The sequence below is a fragment of the Streptomyces sp. NPDC050448 genome (assembly GCF_040655295.1).
GTDB lineage: Bacteria > Actinomycetota > Actinomycetes > Streptomycetales > Streptomycetaceae > Streptomyces.
Genome location: NZ_JBFAJR010000051.1, coordinates 1 through 15,292 on the forward strand (window position 1 = coordinate 1; position 15,292 = coordinate 15,292).

At 69.9% G+C, this 15,292-nt stretch carries 11 protein-coding genes and 2 pseudogenes; 4 read left to right on the forward strand and 9 right to left on the reverse strand.

Annotated features, from left to right (window positions below):
• Window positions 1-271: 271 nt before the first annotated feature.
• From AB0I68_RS35625 to AB0I68_RS35650, 6 genes and pseudogenes are all read right to left on the reverse strand, one after another.
• Window positions 272-883, reverse strand: a pseudogene (locus AB0I68_RS35625) (VTT domain-containing protein); the annotation flags it as partial.
• Between the two features lie 146 nt (window positions 884-1,029).
• The gene (locus AB0I68_RS35630; protein WP_363181550.1) at window positions 1,030-1,788 is read right to left on the reverse strand and encodes a MerR family transcriptional regulator; all 759 of its coding nucleotides are present in this window, start codon (window positions 1,786-1,788) and stop codon (window positions 1,030-1,032) included.
• A gap of 78 nt (window positions 1,789-1,866) precedes the next feature.
• Window positions 1,867-2,379 (reverse strand): DinB family protein, encoded by a 513-nt coding sequence (locus AB0I68_RS35635; RefSeq protein ID WP_363181551.1) that lies wholly within the window; start codon window positions 2,377-2,379, stop codon window positions 1,867-1,869.
• Between the two features lie 99 nt (window positions 2,380-2,478).
• A complete protein-coding gene (mrdA, locus tag AB0I68_RS35640; protein ID WP_363181552.1) occupies window positions 2,479-4,560 on the reverse strand; it encodes a penicillin-binding protein 2 in 2,082 nt (693 codons plus the stop codon).
• A 56-nt stretch (window positions 4,561-4,616) separates the two neighbouring features.
• Entirely contained in the window at window positions 4,617-6,074 is a 1,458-nt protein-coding gene (locus AB0I68_RS35645; protein ID WP_363181553.1) for an aldehyde dehydrogenase family protein, read from the reverse strand.
• An 89-nt stretch (window positions 6,075-6,163) separates the two neighbouring features.
• The gene (locus AB0I68_RS35650) at window positions 6,164-7,042 is read right to left on the reverse strand and encodes a helix-turn-helix transcriptional regulator (RefSeq protein ID WP_363181580.1); all 879 of its coding nucleotides are present in this window, start codon (window positions 7,040-7,042) and stop codon (window positions 6,164-6,166) included.
• A 374-nt stretch (window positions 7,043-7,416) separates the two neighbouring features.
• On the opposite strand from AB0I68_RS35650, the gene AB0I68_RS35655 reads away from it, so the two are divergent.
• Entirely contained in the window at window positions 7,417-7,935 is a 519-nt protein-coding gene (locus AB0I68_RS35655) for an ATP-binding protein (protein WP_363181554.1), read from the forward strand.
• Between the two features lie 167 nt (window positions 7,936-8,102).
• Here AB0I68_RS35655 and AB0I68_RS35660 read toward each other — a convergent pair whose 3' ends face one another.
• A complete protein-coding gene (locus AB0I68_RS35660; protein WP_030868010.1) occupies window positions 8,103-8,339 on the reverse strand; it encodes a DUF397 domain-containing protein in 237 nt (78 codons plus the stop codon).
• A 300-nt stretch (window positions 8,340-8,639) separates the two neighbouring features.
• Between AB0I68_RS35660 and tatA the strand changes: the two are divergent.
• Window positions 8,640-8,795, forward strand: a pseudogene (tatA, locus tag AB0I68_RS35665) (Sec-independent protein translocase subunit TatA); the annotation flags it as partial.
• A 36-nt stretch (window positions 8,796-8,831) separates the two neighbouring features.
• Here the strand turns inward: tatA and AB0I68_RS35670 are convergent.
• Window positions 8,832-10,001, reverse strand: a complete 1,170-nt coding sequence (locus AB0I68_RS35670) for a DUF2786 domain-containing protein (protein WP_363181555.1) — start codon at window positions 9,999-10,001, stop codon at window positions 8,832-8,834.
• A 290-nt stretch (window positions 10,002-10,291) separates the two neighbouring features.
• Between AB0I68_RS35670 and AB0I68_RS35675 the strand changes: the two genes are divergently transcribed.
• Entirely contained in the window at window positions 10,292-11,974 is a 1,683-nt protein-coding gene (locus tag AB0I68_RS35675; RefSeq protein ID WP_363181557.1) for a bifunctional 3'-5' exonuclease/DNA polymerase, read from the forward strand.
• Window positions 11,975-12,009: 35 nt separating this feature from the next.
• Here the strand turns inward: AB0I68_RS35675 and AB0I68_RS35680 are convergent, their stop codons facing one another.
• A complete protein-coding gene (locus AB0I68_RS35680) occupies window positions 12,010-13,230 on the reverse strand; it encodes a serine hydrolase domain-containing protein (RefSeq protein ID WP_363181558.1) in 1,221 nt (406 codons plus the stop codon).
• Between the two features lie 639 nt (window positions 13,231-13,869).
• Between AB0I68_RS35680 and AB0I68_RS35685 the strand changes: the two genes are divergently transcribed.
• Complete coding sequence (locus AB0I68_RS35685; protein WP_363181559.1) at window positions 13,870-15,285, forward strand: hypothetical protein; 1,416 nt, start codon at window positions 13,870-13,872, stop codon at window positions 15,283-15,285.
• Window positions 15,286-15,292 lie beyond the last annotated feature (7 nt).

The following is a 15,292-nucleotide window of genomic DNA, read 5'->3' on the forward strand; positions in this document are numbered from 1 at the left end:
TGGTTCAACGACAGGACCGGACAACCCGTCAAACGATCACTGACTGCCTACGATCACTGACCGCAACCACACCCCTTGGACTCATTCATCTAGGGGGTATCCGGCCCTGATCCGCCGGACACCCCCTAGCCTCCCCCGGACGCGCAGACGCCCCGGAGGCCTGGGGGGGCGGCCTCCGGGGCGTACGTACGGGCGGTCAGGCGGGTCAGCGCTTGGCGTGGCGGCGACGCTCGCCCCCGGCCGGCGCCGCCTCGGCACCATTCGCCTTGGACTCCTTGCGGGCCTTCAGCACCTCGAAGATCACCGGGATGAGCGAGAGCAGGACGATCAGGACGAGGATCGCCTCGACGTTGTTCTTGATGAACGTGATCTGGCCGAGGCAGTAACCCGCGACCGTGAGGCCCGAGCCCCAGGCGACGCCACCGATGACGTTGTACGTCAGGAAGGTCCGGTACTTCATCGAGCCGGCGCCCGCGACCATCGGGGCGAACGTACGGATGATCGGCACGAAACGGCAGAGCACGATGGCCTTCGGGCCGTGCTTGTCCATGAACTCGTGCGCCTTGTCCAGATTCTCCCGCTTGAAGAGCTTCGAGTTCGGCCGGTTGAAGATCTTGGGCCCGAAGAACTTGCCGATCATGTATCCGACCTGGTCACCGATGATCGCGGCAGCCGAGATCAGGGTGCAGACCAGCCACAGCGGCTGCTTGATGTACTCGCCGTTGGCGACCAGCAGGCCCGCGGTGAAGAGCAGGGAGTCACCGGGCAGGAAGGCGAACAGCCCCGACTCCGCGAAGACGATGACCAGAATGCCTTTGAGGCTGTAGTGCGCGATCAGATAGTCCGGGGACAGCCACTCAGGGGCGAGCGCAAGCGTGTACACGAGTTCCGGGCTCTCCTGGATCGGGGGGTCGCGGCGGGGGCGTCCGCGGGTGCATGGCGCAGGACGGCGGTTTCCATTATCAACGCACAGGATCCCCTCCCGGTTCCAGGTACCGGGAGGGGGCCGTGTGGGGAACATCCGGCCGTCTAGGCCTTGCGGACCGCGTTCGCGAGGATCGCGTCCCGCACGAACACCGCCAGGCCGGGCCGGACCGCGTCGTAGTAGGCCGTGAACCGCTCGTCCGCGACGTACATCTCACCCAGGCAGGTGTGCATCTCGTGCGAGCAGGTGTAGCAGGTGCGGTCGATCCAGCCGCGGTGCTCCTCGGCCACGTCCATGGCCTCCTCGGACTCCGCGGCCGCACCGGCCTCCAGCAGCGCGGCGAACCGCCGGTTGATGCCGTCCGTCTCGTCCTGGAAGCGCTTCCAGTCGTCCTTCGTGTACGCGGCCGCCCGGCGGGCGGACTCCTTGTACGCGTCCGTGTGGCCCCAGCGCTGGTGCGCCTCGTCCGCGTACTGGTCGGGGTCGAAGTCTCCGAAGACCTCGAACTTCTCCTCGGGCGTGAGATTGATGCCCATCCTCTGTGCCTCCATGGCGTGCTCCACGGCCTCGGCCATCTGCTGGAGCCGGGCGATCCGGTCGGACAGGAGGGCATGCTGCCGGCGCAGGTGCTCTCTCGGGTTCGAATCCGGATCGTCCAGCAGGACCGAGACCTCTTCGAGCGGGAAGCCGAGCTCCCGGTAGAACAGGATCCGCTGCAGCCGGTCGAGGTCGGCGTCGTCGTAACGCCGGTGACCCGCGCTGCTGCGGGTGCTCGGGGAGAGCAGGCCGATCTCGTCGTAGTGGTGCAGGGTGCGCACCGTGACTCCGGCGAATCCGGCGACCTGTCCCACGGAGTAGCCCATCGTTTCCGCTCCTCTGGTCGGGTACGCCCACCACTGTGGTTCCTCACGCCACGTGAGGTGCAAGTCCGCCCCCGGGGGCTATCCCATGGCCTTGGTGCCGTCCAGCGACTCCCGGACGACGTCCGCGTGACCCGCGTGCCGCGCGAACTCCTCCACCAGGTGCAGCAGCATCCAGCGCATCGAGACCTTGCCGTTCTCGGGGAACCAGGGCGCCGGCGGGAGCGGGAAGGTCTCGTCGAGGCTGGGCAGGTCCCGGACGAAGGCCGTCAGCTCCGCCGTGACCCCCTCCCAGAAGGCCAGGACGGACGGGACGGTCTCGGCCCCGACCAGGCGGAAGGACTCGCTCCAGGTCTCGGGGCTGCGCTTGATCTCGTTGGGCCGCTGCTGCGCCATGCGCAGCCAGCCCAGCTCGACCTCGGCGACGTGCTTGACCAGCCCGGACAGCGACAGCTCGCTGGCGCTGGGACGGCTCGCCGCCTGCTCCTCGCTCAGTCCGGCCAGCGATGCGCGGATCGCCCTGCGCTGGGATTCGACGAAGAGGAGGAGCGTGCCGCGCTCGTCGCCCGGGATCTCTTCGGAGAGGTGAGCCATGACCAACCGCCTTTTCCGTGGGTCTTCCTGCTGACAAGAACCACGCTACGGACCATTGCGGTCAGCTTCTGTCCTATTTCCCGCTCTCGTGCCGCCGCCCTAGTTTCCGGCGCCGTCCGGGCGGATCGCCGGGAGCGCCGTCTGCGGCTTCGGCAGCAGGGCCTTGGACAGGTCCTGGTTGCCCTTCTCGTCGAGCCCGTACATCGCCTCGTAGATCTTGCGCACCGCCGGCCCCGAGGCCCCGGAGCCCGTACCGCCCTGGGAGATCGTCATGACGATCGCGTAGTCCCCGGTGTACGAGGCGAACCACGAGGTGGTCTGCTTGCCCTGGACCTCCGCCGTACCCGTCTTCGCGTGCATCGGGATCTGCTTCTGCGGCCAGCCGCCGAAGCGCCAGGCCGCGCTGCCCGTGGTGGCCACCGCGGCGAGCGCGCCGTCGATGTCGTCGCGCAGTTCCGCGTCCATGGGCAGCCGGCCCTGCTCCTTCGGCGCGATCTCCTTGACCGAGGTGCCGTCGGCGCTGACGATCGCCTTGCCGATGCTCGGCTGGTGCAGCGCACCGCCGTTGGCGATGGCCGCGTAGATCGACGCCATCTGGATCGGGGTGACGAGGGTGTCGCCCTGGCCGATCGAGTAGTTGATCGCGTCGCCCTCGCGGAGCTGGTTGCCCTGGCGGCAGTTCTCGTACGCGATCTTCTCGGCGTACGAGCCGTCCTTCTTGCCGTCCCGGCACCAGGCGGCCTTGTTCGCCTCGAAGAAGTCCTTCTTCCACTGGCGGTCGGGGACCCGGCCGTTCACCTCGTTCGGCAGGTCGACACCGGTCGCCTTGCCCAGCCCGAACTCGTGGGCCGTCTTGAAGAACCAGTCGCTCGGGTCCTTCCGCGGGCTGATGCCGCCGTCCTTCTGCCACTCCTTGTCCGCGATGCCGTAGTAGACGGTGTCGCAGGAGACTTCGAGGGCCCGGCCGATGGTGATGTCGCCGTAGCCCTGCGACTCGAAGTTGGTGAAGGTCTGGCTGCCCACCGAGTACGAGCTGGGGCAGCCGTAGCGCCCGTTGAAGGGGTACCCGGCGTTCACCGCGGCGGTCGAGGAGACGACCTTGAAGATCGAGCCCGGGGCGGCCTGGCCCTGGATCGCGCGGTTGAGCAGCGGGTAGTTGGAGTCCTTGGCGGTGAGGGCCGTGTAGTCCTTGGCGGAGATGCCGCCGACCCAGGCATTCGGGTCGTAGGTCGGGTTGGAGGCCATCGCGACGATCCGGCCGGTCTTGGCCTCCATGACGACGACCGCGCCCGAGTCCGCCTCGTAGTCCTTGTGCGTGATCTTGTCGTACTGCTTGCGGGCCTCGATCATCGCGTTGTTCAGCTCGCGCTCGGCCACCGCCTGCACGCGCGAGTCGATCGAGGTCACGACGTTCGAGCCGGGCGTCGGCTTGTCGGCCTGGGCCTGCCCGATGACCCGCCCGAGGTTGTCCACCTCGTAGCGCGTGATGCCCGCCTTGCCGCGCAGCTCCTTGTCGTACGTGCGCTCCAGGCCGGAGCGGCCCACCTGGTCCGAGCGCAGGTACGGGGAGTCGGTCTTCTTCGCCTTGGTGATCTCCGCGTCGGTGACCGGCGAGAGGTAGCCCAGCACCTGGGAGGTGTTGGCCTGGTCCGGGGCGGGGTAGCGGCGCAGGGCGGTCGGCTCGGCGGTGATGCCGGGGAACTGCTCGGCGTGCTCCCTTATCTCCAGCACCTGGTCCGTGGTCGCCTCGTCGGTGACGGGGATCGGCTGGTACGGGGAGCCGTTCCAGCACGGCTTGGGGGTCTTGGCGTCGCACAGCCGGACGCCGTTGACCACGTCCTCGGGATTGAGGCCCAGGACGCCGGCGAGCCGGGTCAGGACGCCCTTGCCCCTGTCCTTCATCTTGGTGAGGTCGGTACGGCTGGCGGAGACGACCATGCGCGTCTCGTTGTCGGCGAGCGGGACCCCGCGGGAGTCCAGGATCGAGCCGCGCACGGCGGGCTGGACGACCTGCTGGGTGTGGTTGTTCTTCGCCTCGTCCGTGTACTCCTGGCCATTGCGTATCTGGAGGTACCAGAGGCGCCCGCCGAGGGTGAGCAGCAGCGAGAAGACGACCACCTGGATGATGACCAGGCGGTTCTGGACCCGGGGCGTGCGCCCCGTCTCCGGAATGTTGCTCAACTCAGGTCTCCCCCGGAACGCTGCCCGCCACTGACTCGCACGAGTCTAGAGCGAGGTCAGAAGGGGAAACTCGTCCGGCCGTGCTGGACCGAGATCCACTTCTGGGTGGTGAACGCCTCGATGGTCGCCTCGCCGTTCAGCCGGCCCAGGCCCGAGGACTTCTCCCCGCCGAACGCGGCGAGCGGCTCGTCCCCGATGGTCGAGTCGTTGACGTGGATCATCCCGGTCTCGATCCGCTGCGCGAACCGCACGCCGCGCTCCACGTCCCGCGTGTGCACGGCGCCGCTCAGCCCGTACGGGGTCGCGTTGGTCAGCCGTACGGCCTCGTCCTCGCCGTCGAAGACCACCAGCAGCGCCACCGGGCCGAAGATCTCCTGGCCGAGCAGCGGGGAGTCCTCGGGGAGGCCGGCCAGCACGGTCGGCTCCACCAGGTTGCCGCGCGTAGAACCGCGCACGAGGGCCTGCGCCCCGGATTCCACGGCCTGGTCCACGAGCGCGGTCAGGGCGTCGGCCTGGAAGGAGTTGATCAGCGGGCCGATGTGGGTGTCCGCCTCGTGGGGGTCGCCGGTCTTCAGGCTCCGCACCCGGGCGGTGAACTTCTCGGTGAACTCCTCCGCGATCGAGGCGTCCACGAGGATCCGGTTGGCGGCCATGCAGACCTGGCCCTGGTAGACGAAGCGGCTGAAGACGGCCGCGTCCACCGCGTAGTCGAGGTCGGCGTCGTCGAGGACGACGAGGGCGCTGTTGCCGCTGAGCTCCAGGACCGTCCGCTTGAAGTGCCGGGCGGCGACGGATCCGACGTGCCGCCCGACCCGGTCGGAGCCCGCGAAGGAGATGACCTTCGGGACGCGGTGTGTGAGGAGCGCGTCGCCTATCTCGGCGATGTCGGTGACCAGCACGTTGAGGAGCCCGGCCGGCAGGCCCGCGTCCTCGAAGATCTTGGCGATGACCCCGCCGCCGACCACGGGTGCGTTCTGGTTCGGCTTGATCACCACCGCGTTGCCCAGCGCCAGGGCCGGGGCGACCGATTTCAGGGTGACCAGGAACGGGAAGTTGAAGGGGCTGATCACGGTGACGACGCCGACCGGGAGTCGCTGGACCCGGTTCTCCTTGCCCTCGACCGGCGAGGCGAGGATCCGGCCCTCGGGGCGGACGGCCAGCTGGATCGACTCGCGGATGAACTCCTTGGCGAGGTGGACCTCGTACTCGGCCTTGGGACGGGTCCCGCCGAGCTCGTCGATCATCGCCTCGACGATCTCCTTCTCGCGCTCCTCGGTGATCCGCAGGGCGCGTTCGAGGACGGCGCGTCTAGCGTACGGGCCGATGGCGGCCCACTCTCTCTGGGCGCGCTCGGCGCCGAGGTAGGCCCGGTCCACCTGCTCGACGGTGGCCACGGTGATGGCCGCGAGCTTCTCCCCGTTGTACGGGTTGACGTCGATGATGTCCCACGAACCGGTGCCGGCCAGCCATTCGCCGTCGATGTACTGGTGAGCCAGGTCGTCGAATATGGACATGCCATCCCTTACTGCGAGCGCGCACCCGTGCGCTGCACCGGAGACCGATCGGTCATCATGCACTGATCAGACGTCATACTACGTGCGAATCAAGACAGTTGGAGCAGGCCGCGGAGAAGATCCCGCGTCCGGTCGGGGTCGGGGCAGTCGGCCTGAAGCCGCTCCATCGCCCTTTCGTACTGCGCCACTTCCTCGTCTTTGTCCAGGTAGAGGGCACTGGTGAGCTGTTCCAGATAGACGATGTCCTGGAGGTCGGACTCCGGAAAGCGCAGCAAGGTGAAGGCTCCGCTTTCGCCGGCATGGCCGCCGAAGGAGAACGGCATCACCTGGAGCTGCACATTGGGCCGCTGGGAGACCTCGATGAGGTGCTCCAACTGGCCGCGCATGACGTCGCGGCCGCCGTACGGGCGGCGCAGCGCGGCCTCGTCGAGGACGGCGTGGAAGACCGGGGCGCTCTCGGAGACGAGTGCCTTCTGGCGCTCCAGGCGCAGCGCGACGCGCCGGTCGATCTCGGCCTGGGTGGCGCCGGGCATGCCGCGGCTGACGACGGCCTGGGCGTAGGCCTCGGTCTGCAACAGGCCGTGGACGAACTGGACTTCGTAGATCCGGATGAGCGAGGCCGCGCCCTCCAGGCCGATGTACGTCTGGAACCACCCGGGCAGCACGTCGCCGTAACTGTGCCACCAGCCGGCCGCGTTGGCCTCGCGGACCAGCCCCAGCAGGGACTCCCGCTCCGCGCCGTCCGTGACTCCGTAGAGCGTGAGGAGGTCCTCGACGTCCCTTGCCTTGAAGCTCACCCTTCCCAACTCCAAGCGGCTGATCTTCGATTCGGATGCGCGGATCGAGTAGCCGGCCGCCTCACGGGTGATGCCGCGGGATTCTCGGAGTCGCCTGAGCTGAGAGCCCAGGAGGATGCGGCGCACCACGGAACCGCTCGCTTCTGCGGTCACTAGTCCTGCCCTCCCCATCGCCATGTGTACGCGTGGTCTGCGCGTGGTCTGCTCCCCCTGCGCCTCCGGCGCGGGAGGGGCCCCCATCGGGGCCCCCGTACCCCAGGGCCCGCAGTCTGCCACCAAAACGCATCCGCCTGTGCTCGTTCTGTAACGGAATCCGCTCTGCCGCAAAAGAAGTCCGTAAGTATGCGTAGGAAGAAATGAGCAAGAACCATCACGGGAGTGGACAGGTCCGGCGCGTGCACGTGCATCTGCCCTTGCATCCAGCTTCTGCATTCGGAACGATGGTGCCGCGCACCTGCGTGCTCTTCGCGCCGGCGCCGGACCCACCCCGCAGTTCTTTCTGGACGGAGCCGCCGCTCCGCCCGCGAATCCCGGGAGTGCCTCGCATGGGGACGAATGGATCGACCATGCTCGAGCCGTTACGGCAGGGGCTGCCCCCGGTCGATCCCACGGCTGTCTCCGGGTCCGCCTCCTGCGCTCTGCCCGCCCGCTTCGAGGCGGTGCGGGGCGCCCGCTCGTTCACCCGGTCGACCCTGTCCCAGTGGGGCCTCGACGGCCGCTTCGACGACGTGGCCCTGGTCGTCTCCGAACTCGTCACCAACGCGCTGCGCCATGCCCTGCCGGACGACACCCGGCCCGGGGCCGGCGGTACGGGCGAGCCGGAGGCGTCGGTGCGGCTGCACCTGATGCGGTGGAGCACCCGGCTGGTGTGCGCGGTACGGGACCCCAGCGAGGACCGCCCGGGCGGGTCGTTCACACCGGAGCGGACGCAGGAGAACTGCGACCTCGAGTCGGGGCGCGGGCTGTTCCTCGTGGACGCGTACAGCGACAGCTGGGGCTGGCACCCGCTCGCGGGACGGCTGACCGGCAAGGTGGTCTGGGCGCTGTTCATGCTGCACGAGTAGGCCGCGGGCGGGCGAGGGGTGCGCGCGGTCGGCGTGAGCGCACAAACCACCACACACAAGACAACTGGCCGGGGTTGATCATTTCGATCAGTCCCGGCCAGTGCACGTGCATGGCTAGATCAGTGCGCCGTTCCTCCGGCCGTTCCTCCGGCCGTCCATTCGGGCGATCAGGCGATCAGGTGGTCGAACTCGCCGTCCTTGACGCCCAGCAGCAGCGCCTCTATCTCGGCCGGCGTGTAGACGAGCGCCGGCCCGTCCGGAAAGCGCGAGTTGCGCATGGCGACAGCTCCACCCGGCAGCTTGGCGAACTCCACACAGGAACCTTGTGAGTTGCTGTGTCTGCTCTTCTGCCAGGTCACTCCGTCGAGTTCTGCAGCTGCCATCCCGTTGTACGCGTGGTCCACAGGAAGCCCCCGATAGTGCAGATGTCAACTGCACCGGATCATAGCTGTGTTCATAAGCGCATGCATGGGCAGATGCACGTGCACGCGGAGGGTGCTCCCTCGATCACTGTGAGGGGCGAACTCGGGTGGATCAGGGGCGAATCAGACCCTTATAAGGGTTGGATCAAGGCAGGATCAGGGGCACCGGGGGCGATCCCGCGCCTTTTCAGAACTTCTTCAGATTTGTGCGGATGCGCGCGAAGCTGTTCGATGGTCGGGCTCCACCCGAAACCCTGTCGCCGCCCGAAGGTGGGAACGCGCATGCTCCGCAACGCCCTTGAGCCCTGGCACCTGATCCTGCTCCTCGTGGTCTGCGTGCTGGTCTTCGGCTCGAAGAAGCTGCCCGACATGGCCCGCTCCCTGGGCAAGTCGATGCGCATCCTGAAGTCGCAGACGCAGGCGCTGCGGAGCGACGGCGAACGGCCCTGACGGCGAAACCGGCCCGAGCCCGACCTAGCGCGGCAGCGGGTGGCGCTTGCCGCCCATGTGCGCGCGGTCGGCGGCGGCCGTGCCGTCCTCCCAGCCCGCGTGGTCGGTGGCCCCGCGCAGCCGGGTGGTCGTGGTCCGGGGGAACATCTCGTCCGCCCGGGAGGTGACGGCGACGTCGCGGGCCACCAGGGCGGGCAGGTTGCCGGGGGCCTCGGCCACGGTGTGCTCGGCCGTCTCGGCGAGGCGCTGACCGAGCCGGCTGGCGTACGCGAGCAGGAAGGACTGCCGGAACGTCTTGGTCCGCTTGCGCCCGCCGGAGCGCTGCGCGGCCTCGGCGCGGGTCATGGCGGCCGTGCCCTGCACGAGCAGCGAGGTGTAGAGCAGCTCGACGGCCTCCAGGTCGCTCTCGAACCCCACCACGGTGGAGAACTCGAAGGCGCTGTTCCACACCGCCCGGCAGCGGTTGGCGGTGGCCACCGCGTCGAGCAGCACCGCCTTCGCCTCCTCGTACGGCGCCTCGACCCCGATCCGGCAGGCCCCGGGCACCTGGGCCGGGCCCCTGCCGCTCGCCGCGAGCAGGGCCTCGTCGACGGTGTGCCGGGCCATCAGCTCCTGGGCCTTGGCGCTGAGCGCCTCCGCCTCCTCCGGGAAGGTGGTCGCCTCGGCCTTGGCGAGCAGGGCCCGGATCCGGCCGAGCATGCGCGGCTCGATGTGCGCGTGCTCCAGGGCATCGGCGGCCGGGTCCCCGGGAACCGGACCCACCGGTTCGATGGAGGGCAGCCGGATCAGCAGCCGGAACACCTCGAGCACGGCGGTCGCCAGGGTGAACCGGTCCGCCCGCTCCCGCTGCGCGAGCCCTTCGCCGTACTCCGCGTCGTCCGCCCACCACACCTCGGCGTCGGTCCACCGCTCGGGCAGCCGGGCGTACCGGCGCGCCTCGCCGGCGATCAGGTCGCGGGTGATCCGCAGATGCCGGTCGCCGAGATCCCGGCCCACCAGCCGGAGCACGTCGGCGGGCTGCCACCCCCGCTCCCAGGCCTGCCGTACGTAGCCCTCCCCGCGCCCCAACAGCTCCCGCCCGACCCCGCCCCACTGCCCGCCGTCCCCCACGAGCACCGAGGCCCCGGCATCCAGTCCGGCGTCGTCCTGGCTGTACAGGGCGGCTTCACAGGCACGATCGACAATCTCTCTCACCCCCTCAGCTTGGCACGCCCCCCACGACCGCCACAGACGCGGAGCCCCGCCGGGTCCGGGCGGAGCCCCACCCAGCCCCACCGGCCCACCCCGGTCCCGCCGGCGTTCGAGGCGCTGGGGGTCCCCCGGCGGTGGCGCGGGGAGGGCTCGGGGGCGGAGCCCCCGACGGGTCCGGGCAACGCCCGGGGAACGGCGGAAGGGCGGGGCGGGGAGAGGGCCCCGCGCAGCGGAAGCCGACGCGCCACCGCAAGGAGACCGCCCTGTCAGCCCCCGGTGGGACACTCGCACCCATGAGCGACCGCACCCCCCGCTGGGCCCTGGCCGAAGCCGCCGACGGCCTCTGGCACGCCAGGCCGCTCACCACCGCGCCCTCCGCCCCCCTCACCTTCCAGGACCCCGCGGACGCGATCCGCTCCGCCCCCGCCGGCACCCGCTGGATCTGGCGGAGCACCGCCGCCGTCTATCCCCGCCTGCTCGCCGCGGGCGCCCGCGTCGAGCGCTGCCACGACATCGAGGACGCCGAGCTCCTCCTCCTCGCCCACGAGGGCCGCTTCGGCGAACCCCGCTCGGCGGCAGCCGCCTGGGCCCGGCTCAGCGGGGCACCCGTACCGCCCGATCCCCCGCAGCGCTCCGCCGCGCCCGCCCCGCGCACCGCGCAGGACTCCCTCTTCGACCCGCAGCCCACCCCCCTCCCCCTGAACGCGCTCGTCGCCGTCTACGAGGACCAGGCGAGACGCCACGCCGCCACCGCCCACCCGGACCGCATGCGCCTGCTCACCGCCGCCGAGTCAGCCGCCTTCCTGATCGCCGCCGAAATGCACCGCGCCGGCCTCCCCTGGCGGGCCGACGTCCACCGCGCGCTGCTCACCGAGCTCCTCGGCGAGCGCTACGCCGGCGGCGGCGAGCCCCGCCGCCTCGCCGAGCTGGCCGACGAGATCTCCGCCGCGTTCGGCCGGCGCGTGCGCCCCGAGCTGCCCGCCGATGTCGTCAAGGCCTTCGCCGAGGCCGGGATCCGGCTGGGGTCCACCCGCCGCTGGGAGATCCAGGAGCTCGACCACCCCGCCGTGGAGCCCCTCCTCGCGTACAAGAAGCTGTACCGGATCTACACCGCCCATGGCTGGGGCTGGCTCCAGGACTGGGTGCGCGACGGCCGCTTCCGCCCCGAGTTCGTCCCCGGCGGGACCCTCACCGGCCGCTGGGTCACCAACGGCGGCGGGGCCCTGCAGATCCCGAAGGTGATCCGCAGGGCCGTCGTCGCCGACCCCGGCTGGCGGCTCGTCGTCGCCGACGCCGACCAGATGGAGCCCCGCGTCCTGGCCGCGATCTCCCGCGACCCCGCGTTCATGGAGGTGGCCGGGCGCCCCGGGGACCTGTACACGGCCATCTCCCGCCAGGGCTTCTCCGGTGACCGGGACATGGCCAAACTCGCCGTCCTCGGCGCCGTGTACGGGCAGACCTCCGGCGACGGCCTGAAGAACCTGGCCGCGCTGCGCCGCCGCTTCCCGCAGGCCGTGGCGTACGTCGACGACGCCGCCAGGGCCGGCGAGGAGGGGCGCCTCGTACGGACCTGGCTGGGCCGGACCTGTCCGCCGCCGGCCGGAGCCGACGAGGACGGCGAAGCCGGTATCCCGCAGGACAGGGAGGACGGCTGGACGCCGAGCTACGCCTCCACCAACACCCGGGCCCGCGGCCGGTTCACCCGCAACTTCGTCGTCCAGGGCAGCGCCGCCGACTGGGCCCTGCTGCTGCTCGCGGCCCTCCGGCAGGCCATCGCCGGCGCCGGGATGCGGGCCGAGCTGGTGTTCTTCCAGCACGACGAGGTGATGGTGCACTGCCCGGCCGAGGAGGCCGAGGCCGTCGCCGAGGCGATCCGCGCCGCCGGCGACCGGGCCGGCCGGATCGCCTTCGGCGACACCCCGGTCCGCTTCCCGTTCACCACGGCGGTCGTGGAGTGCTACGCGGACGCCAAGTAACGGCGGTCGCTCCGGATCAGCCGGGCTTCATGTACTCAGTGCCCGGTGACCGGTTGGGCGGGCAGGCTGAAGACGTGGTCCGGGGTGACGACCTTGGTGATCGCCTCGCCGAACAGGGTGCTGGGTTCGGAACCCTCGTAGGAGATGTCCGTGTTCAGCAGCACCACCAGCGTGGCCTTCGGCTGGGGCAGGTACACGGTCAGCGCCTGGTAGCCGGGCAGTGAGCCGTTGTGGCCTATCCAGCCCTGGACGTTGAAGATGCCCAGGCCGTAGCCGGTGCCGGGCAGCGCGTCGACGACCTTCAGGCGCTCGGCCTGGGTGGCGGGCTTCAGCAGCGTGCCCGTGGCCAGGACCCTCGCCCAGGTCTTCATGTCACCGAGATCGGAGATCATGGCGCCGGCCGCCCAGCCCCAGGAGGGGTTCCAGTCGGCCGCGTCCTCGACCTTCCCGGTGGCGGTCTGGTCCGTGTACCCCTGGGAGTGCGGCCTCGGGAACTCCGCGGCGACGGGGAAGAACGTGTGGTGCAGCCCGGCGGGCACGACGACCTTCTGGTTGATGTAGTCGTTGAGCTTCTGCCCGCTCTGCTTCTCCACCACCAGCCCCAGCAGGATCAGGTTGGTGTTGCAGTAGTAGAACTTCGCGTTGGGCTCGAACAGCACCGGGTGCCTGAAGGAGTACCCGAGCAACTCCTGCGGGGTGAAAGGCCGTCGGGGATTGCTCGTCAGGGCCTTGAAGAAGCCATCGTCCTCGGAGTAGTTGAACAGCCCGCTCCGCATCCCGGCGAGCTCGCGCAACGTGATCCGGTCCCCGTTGGGCACCCCGGCCACGTACTTCCCGATGGGGTCGTCCAGCCCGACCTTGCCCTGGTCGACCAACTGGAGCAGGGCGGTCACGGTGAAGGTCTTGGTCACGCTGCCGATGCGCATGTTCAGATCCGTGCCCATCGACCGGCCGGTCGCCTTGTCGGCGACACCGAAGCTCCGCACGTACGCGCCCTTGCCGGGGGCGGAGAGCGACACGATCACCCCGGGCACCGCGGCCTCGCTCATCACCTTCCGCACGGCGTCGTCCAACTGCCGTGCCACGGCGGGGGTCAGCTGCGGAAACTCCCCGTCGGCGGCGACCGTGGCCGAAGCCGGGGCACTGGGAGCGGCCACCGGCGCGTCCAGGGCGTACCCCGCTCCCCACCCCAGAGGCACCATCACCAGCCCCGCTGCGGCCACCCCTACCGCCACTTTGCGCAACCGTGCCGACATGCCCGCCTCCTGCCACGCGTCGCCCGGGTCCAGCCTTCCCAACCTAGCCCCGCCCGGGCACCCGAGCGACCGGGGCCGTCGCACCCGACCGTCCCGCCACTGTTCGTAGCGGACTGCCATCGGCTCCACCGCGCGGCGGGCGGGCGAGAACGGCCACGACGCCGGCCCTCACCACCCCGTCCGCGCACGCCCCGCCCGGGCGGGAGGCCACCATCCGGGCCGCGGCAACGGCCGGCCCGCTCCATCCGGCCGCGCGCGTGCGGCACAAGAACGGGGCCGAGGCCGCTCGCGGCCTTGATGCCGGAAATAGCAAAAGCCCCAGGTCACGGCGAGTGAGTCCTGGGGCTTCTACAGAGCCGCCTTCGGGATTCGAACCCGAGACCTACGCATTACGAGGCCCCACAAGATCATCCCAGCTTGTGCCGAGCCGTGCCACAGAATCCCATTCCCCCTGATCAGAGGCTTGTGGCCTTGATCGCCGTGACACCTGGTCCTACCTCGTGCCACCCAGTCCGCTCACGCAGCGCTCACGCAAGCAGGCCGTCCGACAACCGCAAACCCGCAGGTCTTCGATGCTGACAGAAGCGACCACCCGTACGAGTCATTGCCCCTGGCTCGGCTCCGGGGTGAGCTGTTTCCATGCATCGCTGGTCTCCCCTGAACGAACGACAGCTCGCCCTACTCGGCCGGCTCGCGAGCGGCAAGGAGTCCGAGGAGCCCTGGGACCCCGGTGAGTTCCGCACGGCCTACGCGCTGCGCGACCGAGGGCTGGTGACGGTCAAGCGCAGCGGGGGCGAGGTGGACGCCCAGGTCACCGAGGCAGGCACCTTCTACATCCAGCACGGCCACCACCCGGACGACCCCTCGCACGCCGGGGAAGAGAAGACCGCCAAGGGGAAGGCGGCCGGCGGCACCCACTCCGCGGCCTACGCCGACAGGCCAGTGGCACTCGCTCGTCGGACCAAGGCGAAGGAGCTCATCGAGCGACTCGTTACGGACAGGCGGGTCACCTTCACCGAGCCCGACGACGCCACGGTGACGGAGTGGCGACGCGTGATCGACTACGCAAAGCGCCACGATCTCCTACCCGAGGGCAAACGCATCGAAAGCCTCCGCATGTGGAATCGCGACCTGCAGATCTCCCTGGTCGAGGGGCCACACCCCAACTCACTGAGGCAGAGGCCGGATGAGGCGCCGCCCGTCCACGTACCCACTCAGTTGCTCTCTCCCCATCCGGTCGTGGCCGCACTGAGAGACGACGAGGGTCGACTCGTCATGGCCGCCCCGCTGCGCCGCCGATCGCTGCTGCTTCTCCAGGGCCTCGCCGCCGAGGCAGCACGTCGAGGGCACAAGGTGAAGGAGCATGAAGTCTCCTCCCGCCGGCGCAGCCATGCCTACACGTACAACGGGCGGCACTACCCCTCCAGCTACTCCCTCCGTGAGGGCGAACTGGACTTGGTCGTGAACGGCTTCACCTACACCGTCACGATCCAGAAGGAGTCTCCCCAGTCCACCGACCCAGAGCGCTCGAAGAGCCTCGTGATCGAACTCGGCTACAGCCGATCCAGCCGGCAGTCCCGCTGGGCCGATCGCAAGCGCTGGGTGCTGGAGGACATCCTGGGAGCCGTGCTCCGGGAGATCGAAACCCGCGCCGTAGAGGACGCGCAGCAGAAGGCGGACGAGGAGCGGTCGAAGGCAGAGCGCGAGGTCCGCTGGCGGGCGGCCATGGAGAAGGCGAAGGGGCAGGCTGCCCAAGACCAGTTCGCCGAGGTACTCCGTTCACAGGCTCGCCAATGGCAGGAAGCGACGGTACTGAGCGCGTATGCCAACGCCCTGGAGCGCCGAATCGAAGCGGACCCTGAAGGGGACGACGCGGAAGTGGCCTCGACGCGACAGTGGCTGGCATGGATGCACCAGTACATCCGGCACCTCGACCCGCTGGCCCAGCTCCCCGCAATGCCCACCGCCCGCGAACCGAAGCCAGAGGAACTGAAGCCGTACCTGAACGGCTGGAGTCCACACGGCCCCGAAGCGCACCGAGGATGGGGGGCCTGAGGAGAGA

Bases quoted from the DNA above. Each gene is read 5' to 3' on its own strand.
- AB0I68_RS35675 (WP_363181557.1), top strand. From the start codon at position 10,292: ATGAGCGACCGCACCCCCCGCTGGGCCCTGGCCGAAGCCGCCGACGGC.
- AB0I68_RS35655 (WP_363181554.1), top strand. From the start codon at position 7,417: ATGGGGACGAATGGATCGACCATGCTCGAGCCGTTACGGCAGGGGCTG.
- AB0I68_RS35680 (WP_363181558.1), bottom strand. From the start codon at position 13,230: ATGTCGGCACGGTTGCGCAAAGTGGCGGTAGGGGTGGCCGCAGCGGGG.
- AB0I68_RS35635 (WP_363181551.1), bottom strand. From the start codon at position 2,379: ATGGCTCACCTCTCCGAAGAGATCCCGGGCGACGAGCGCGGCACGCTC.
- AB0I68_RS35685 (WP_363181559.1), top strand. From the start codon at position 13,870: ATGCATCGCTGGTCTCCCCTGAACGAACGACAGCTCGCCCTACTCGGC.
- AB0I68_RS35645 (WP_363181553.1), bottom strand. From the start codon at position 6,074: ATGTCCATATTCGACGACCTGGCTCACCAGTACATCGACGGCGAATGG.
- AB0I68_RS35650 (WP_363181580.1), bottom strand. From the start codon at position 7,042: ATGGGGAGGGCAGGACTAGTGACCGCAGAAGCGAGCGGTTCCGTGGTG.
- AB0I68_RS35630 (WP_363181550.1), bottom strand. From the start codon at position 1,788: ATGGGCTACTCCGTGGGACAGGTCGCCGGATTCGCCGGAGTCACGGTG.